This is a genomic window from Rathayibacter sp. AY1D2, from assembly GCF_002932695.1.
Taxonomy (GTDB): Bacteria; Actinomycetota; Actinomycetes; order Actinomycetales; family Microbacteriaceae; genus Rathayibacter.
The window spans coordinates 1-5063 of sequence record NZ_PSVX01000107.1; the positions used below are offsets into that span (position 1 = coordinate 1).

Below are 5063 nucleotides of genomic sequence, written 5' to 3' on the forward strand. Positions count from 1 at the left end.
CACGTAGACCGCCGCCGTCGCCGCTCCGCCTCCCCGCGGAGGATCCTCTCCGTTCTGAGGCTCCACCTCGCCCACCCCGGGACGGTCCTCGGCTGGCCGCTGCTCGTCCTGCTCGCCGTCCTCGCCGGCAACCTCGTGATCTGGTGGCTCGTCCTCCGCGGGATCGGGGCCGAGCGGGGCGGCGGTGACTCCGGCATCCTCCTCGTGGGGCCGGGGATGCTGATCGTCGTCTTCCTCTTCATCGGCTCCATCCAGGCCACGACCGCCACCTTCGGGCTGGCGCTGAGCTACGGAGCGACCCGGCGCGACCACGTCCTCGGCAGCGCCCTCGCCTTCGCGGCACTGTCCGTGCTCTGGTCCGCGATCGTCGTGGCCCTCGGGGCGATCGAGGAGGCGACCGGGGGCTGGTGGCTGGGCGGCGCGCTCTTCCTCGCCTCTCCCCTCGACGGCCCGTGGCTCGAGCGCTTCGTCGTCCTGCTCTGCTCGCTCCTCGCCGCCTTCGCCCTCGGCGGAGCAGCGGGCGCGGTCTTCCTCCGCTGGCGGGAGCGCGGAGTGACGGCCTTCCTCCTCGCCCTCGGAGCGGTGGCACTCGCGGTGGTCGTCGTCGTCGCTCTCGCCGGGGGCCGGCCGGTCGTGGCGGACGTCCTCGAGAGCGCGGGGACCGCCGGAGCCGCCGCTCTGCTCCTCGTCCCCGCCGCGCTCCTGACGGTGGTGGGCTCGCTGGTCCTCCGCCGGGCGACGCCGCGCGGCTGACCCCCTCCGGAGCCGGGCCTGCAAGGCCCTTCCGCCCCGGGCGTCCGGATGCCAGCGTGGACACATGGCCGACTCCCCCGCTCCGTCTCTCCTGCCCGTCCCCGAGCACAGCTGGATCGCCCGACCCGCCGACGCCGAGCTGACCCAGGACACTCTCGACACGGTCGACGCCTGGTGGCGCGCCGCGAACTACCTCGCGGTCGGGCAGATCTACCTGCTCGCGAACCCGCTCCTGAAGACCCCGTTGAGCCGGGAGGACATCAAGCCCCGCCTGCTCGGCCACTGGGGCACCACCCCCGGCCTCAACCTGATCTACGCGCACCTGAACCGCGCGATCCGCGAGCGCCGCCAGCCGACCCTCTACATCACCGGTCCCGGCCACGGCGGACCGGGCATGGTCGCCAACGCCTACCTCGACGGCACCTACAGCGAGATCTACTCGCACATCGACGAGTCGGAGGAGGGGCTGCGCCGCCTCTTCCGCCAGTTCAGCTTCCCCGGGGGCATCCCCAGCCACGCCGCCCCCGAGACTCCGGGCAGCATCCACGAGGGCGGAGAGCTCGGGTACGCGCTGAGCCACGCGTACGGAGCGGCCTTCGACAACCCGGACCTCCTGGTCGCGGCGGTCGTCGGCGACGGCGAGGCCGAGACCGGCCCGCTCGCCACCAGCTGGCACTCCAACAAGTTCGTGAACCCGCTCACCGACGGGGTCGTCCTGCCGATCCTGCACCTCAACGGCTGGAAGATCGCGAACCCGACCGTCCTCGCCCGCATCCCGCAGGAGGAGCTCGACAGCCTCCTCCGGGGCTACGGCCACGAGCCGTACCTCGTCGAGGGCGGCTTCGACGGCGAGGACCCGATGCGCGTGCACGAGCGGTTCGCCGACGTCCTGGACACGGTGCTCGACCGCATCGCGGCGATCAAGGAGCGCGCCGCCGCCGGCGACCTCTCACGCCCGGCCTGGCCGATGATCGTGCTGAAGACCCCGAAGGGCTGGACCTGCCCGACCGAGATCGACGGCGTCCAGGTGGAGGGCACCTACCGCTCGCACCAGGTCCCGCTGCCCAACGCCCGCGACACCGAGGCGCACACTCGGCTCCTCGAGGACTGGCTCCGCTCCTACCGGCCCGAGGAGCTCTTCACCGAGGAGGGCGGCGTGGTCGACCGCGTCCGCTCGCTGGCCCCCGACGGCGAGCTGCGGATGAGCGCGACCCCGCACGCGAACGGCGGGCTGCTGCGGCAGACCCTCGACCTGCCCGACTTCCGCCGCTACGAGGTCGTCGTGGAGCAGCCGGGTGGCACCGTCGCGGAGGCGACGAAGGTGCTCGGCGAATGGCTCGCCGACGTCATCCGCGCCAACCCGACCAACTTCCGCCTCTTCGGACCGGACGAGGTCGCGAGCAACCGGCTGCAGTCCGTCTACGCCGCCACCGACAAGCAGTGGGACGCCGAGCTCAGCCCCCTCGACGACCACCTGGCTCGCGCTGGGCGGGTCATGGAGGTGCTCTCGGAGCACCAGTGCCAGGGCTGGCTGGAGGGCTACCTGCTCACCGGCCGCCACGGGCTCTTCACCTGCTATGAGGCGTTCATCCACATCATCGACTCGATGTTCAACCAGCACGCGAAGTGGCTGGACGGCACCCGCGACATCGAGTGGCGCCGCCCGATCGCGAGCCTCAACTACCTGCTCTCGAGCCACGTCTGGCGCCAGGACCACAACGGCTTCAGCCACCAGGACCCGGGCTTCATCGACCACGTCGTCAACAAGAAGCCCGAGGTCGTGCGCGTCTACCTGCCCTTCGACGCGAACACGCTCCTCTCGACCTACGACCACTGCCTCCGGAGCGTGGACTACGTCAACGTGGTCGTCGCCGGGAAGCAGCCCTCGCCCCAGTGGCTCACGATGGCGGAGGCGGTCGCCCACTGCACGCGCGGACTCGGCATCCTGGAGTGGGCGAGCAGCGAGCGACAGGGCGAGTCCCCGGACGTCGTGCTCGCCTGCGCGGGCGACGTGCCGACCCTCGAGACCCTCGCGGCGGTGAGCATCCTCCGCGAGAAGCTGCCGGACCTCGCGATCCGCACGGTCAACGTGGTCGATCTGATGCGCCTGATGTCGGAGTCGGAGCACCCGCACGGCCTCTCCGACCGCGAGTTCGATGCGGTCTTCACCCCCGACCGCCCGATCGTGTTCGCGTACCACGGCTATCCGTGGCTCATCCACCGACTGACCTACAAGCGGACCGGCCACGGCAACCTGCACGTGCGCGGGTACAAGGAGAACGGCACCACCACCACTCCGTTCGACATGGTGATGCTCAACGACCTCGACCGCTACTCGCTGGTGATCGACGTCATCGACCGGACCCCCGGCCTCGGCGCCCGCGCCGCCGGTCTCCGCCAGGAGATGCAGGACGCCCGCATCCGCGCCCGCGCCTACACCCGCGAGCACGGCGAGGACATCCCCGAGGTCGCGAACTGGACCTGGGCCGGCGAGCGCTCCGGCAACGCCAGCGCCAACACCGGCAACGACAACGAATGACGCGGCGCGAGGGACGGCCTCAGCGGCGTTGTCGTCAGGCGCGATACCGCCGGTATCGCTTCCTCCTCCGCCTTGCCGAGCCCGCCCCTCGCACCGCGTCCACTCGAACGGCGGAACGTCGTCATCGGATATCCGCGGGGGCGATGCCGACTCCGCAGCGTCAGGCTGCGGGAGCCAGGTAGTCGTCCCAATCGGGCTGCGTCCGCTCCGCGCCGCGCACGAGCCAGGAGCCGGCGCGCGGCATCCGGGGGACGGTGCGCAGACGCCATCCCATCTCGTGCGGGGTGCGGTCGCTCTTGACGTTGTTGCAGCGCTGGCAGCAGGCGACGAGGTTCTCCCACGTGTCCCGGCCCCCGCGCGACTTGGGCTGGATGTGGTCGATCGTCGCCGCGTGCTGACCGCAGTAGCCGCAGCGGTGGTTGTCCCGGCGGAGCACGCCCCGGCGCGATACCGGCACACTCCGGCCGCTCGGGATGCGCACGTACCGGGTCAGCACGATCACCGAGGGCCGCACGTGGTCGCCGTGCGCGCTGTGCACCGGATTGCCCTCGTCCGCGGCGATCACGGTCGCCTTCTCCGTCATCAGCAGGACCAGGGCCCGCTTGAACGACACCACCGCGAGCGGCTCGTAGCCGGCGTTGAGAACCAGAGTGCGCATCAGTGACCTCCGTGCTGTCGCACGCCGTCACGCGAAGGCGCCGCGACCACGAGCAAGGGCGCCGTCGTGATGACGGCGCCCTGCGAGGCCGCGGCGGAGTGCCGCGCGATGACGTGGAGTCGTATCCGCGTGTCGGAGGAGTGCACCGCCGCGGTGAGGACCCGCGCGCGTATCGAATCGGCCGGCCACACGCGCGAGCGCAGCCCCACGCTGTGGCGCCCGCTCCGCTCGGCCATCCCGGCACTCCGTCCCTCGACGAATCGATCCGCTCGCCACGCGAGCGGACTGGGGTTCAGGTTAACCCTTCACGCCCGGAACACCAGGGGTCGGTCCGGATTCGTCACGCGGCGTTCACACGGCGGGACGACGAGAGCCCGCCCCCTCCAGGAGGGGACGGGCTCTCGAGCGGATCGACCGGATCAGCCGTTGATGCGCACGATCCGGTAGTCGGAGGTCCACAGCGGCTGCACGCGGACGCTCGCGCCCTCGTAGGGTGCGTGCAGGATGTTGCCGTTGCCGGCGTAGAAGCCGTCGTGGCCGTCCATGATGACGAGGTCGCCGGGCTGCGCGTCGGCGAGCGAGACGGGGGTGCCCATGGCGCCCTGGCCCGCGGCCGAGTGCGGCATCGAGATGCCGTACTGCGCGAAGACGTACATCACGAAGCCGGAGCAGTCGAAGCCGCTCGGGTCGGCTCCACCGAAGACGTAGGGCACGCCCTGGTACTGCATCGCCGTGTCGAACACCGCCGAGAGGCTGTAGCTGGTGGTCGGGGCGGCGGCTGCGATCTCGCTGGCCGAGGCGCCGGAGTAGGAGTTGAACTCCTCGGCGGTCTCGGCGCGCGCCTCGGCGACGTCGCTCGTGTCGACGACGGGCTCGGCCACCACGGCGGGCTCGGGCTCCGGTGCGGGCGGCGGGGGCGCCGCCTCGGCCGAGAAGCCGTCGCGGGCGATCGCGGCCTGCACCACTCCGCCGTCGACGGCGACGGTCTGCGCGGAGCCCTGGCGGAGGAGGTCGGCTCGCGACGCCGCGAACAGCCCGTCGTCCTGGCTGCCCGGAGTGAAGGCGTAGGCGGGGAGCGCCATGGTCGCGACCAGCGCGCCGGCGAAGCCGACC

At 71.8% G+C, this 5063-nt stretch carries 4 protein-coding genes; 2 read left to right on the forward strand and 2 right to left on the reverse strand.

From position 1 onward, the window contains the following. Both C5D04_RS18430 and C5D04_RS17410 read left to right on the forward strand, forming a co-directional pair. Positions 1-753, forward strand: a 753-nt coding sequence (locus C5D04_RS18430; protein WP_104348130.1) for a hypothetical protein, incomplete at its 5' end; no start/stop codon positions are given. 64 nt (positions 754-817) lie between these two features. After that, positions 818-3292: a phosphoketolase gene (locus tag C5D04_RS17410; protein WP_104348131.1), complete on the forward strand. Its 2475-nt coding sequence runs from the start codon at positions 818-820 to the stop codon at positions 3290-3292. A 160-nt stretch (positions 3293-3452) separates the two neighbouring features. Here C5D04_RS17410 and C5D04_RS17415 read toward each other — a convergent pair whose 3' ends face one another. Together C5D04_RS17415 and C5D04_RS18435 are read right to left on the reverse strand one after the other, a co-directional pair. Further along, the gene (locus tag C5D04_RS17415; RefSeq protein ID WP_104224608.1) at positions 3453-3950 is read right to left on the reverse strand and encodes an HNH endonuclease; all 498 of its coding nucleotides are present in this window, start codon (positions 3948-3950) and stop codon (positions 3453-3455) included. 419 nt (positions 3951-4369) lie between these two features. Then, positions 4370-5063, reverse strand: a 694-nt coding sequence (locus tag C5D04_RS18435) for a C40 family peptidase (protein ID WP_104348133.1), incomplete at its 5' end; no start/stop codon positions are given.

What these genes read in the sequence shown, in the direction of transcription:
- C5D04_RS17410 (WP_104348131.1), top strand. Translation starts at nt 818, where the DNA reads ATGGCCGACTCCCCCGCTCCGTCTCTCCTGCCCGTCCCCGAGCACAGC.
- C5D04_RS17415 (WP_104224608.1), bottom strand. Translation starts at nt 3,950, where the DNA reads ATGCGCACTCTGGTTCTCAACGCCGGCTACGAGCCGCTCGCGGTGGTG.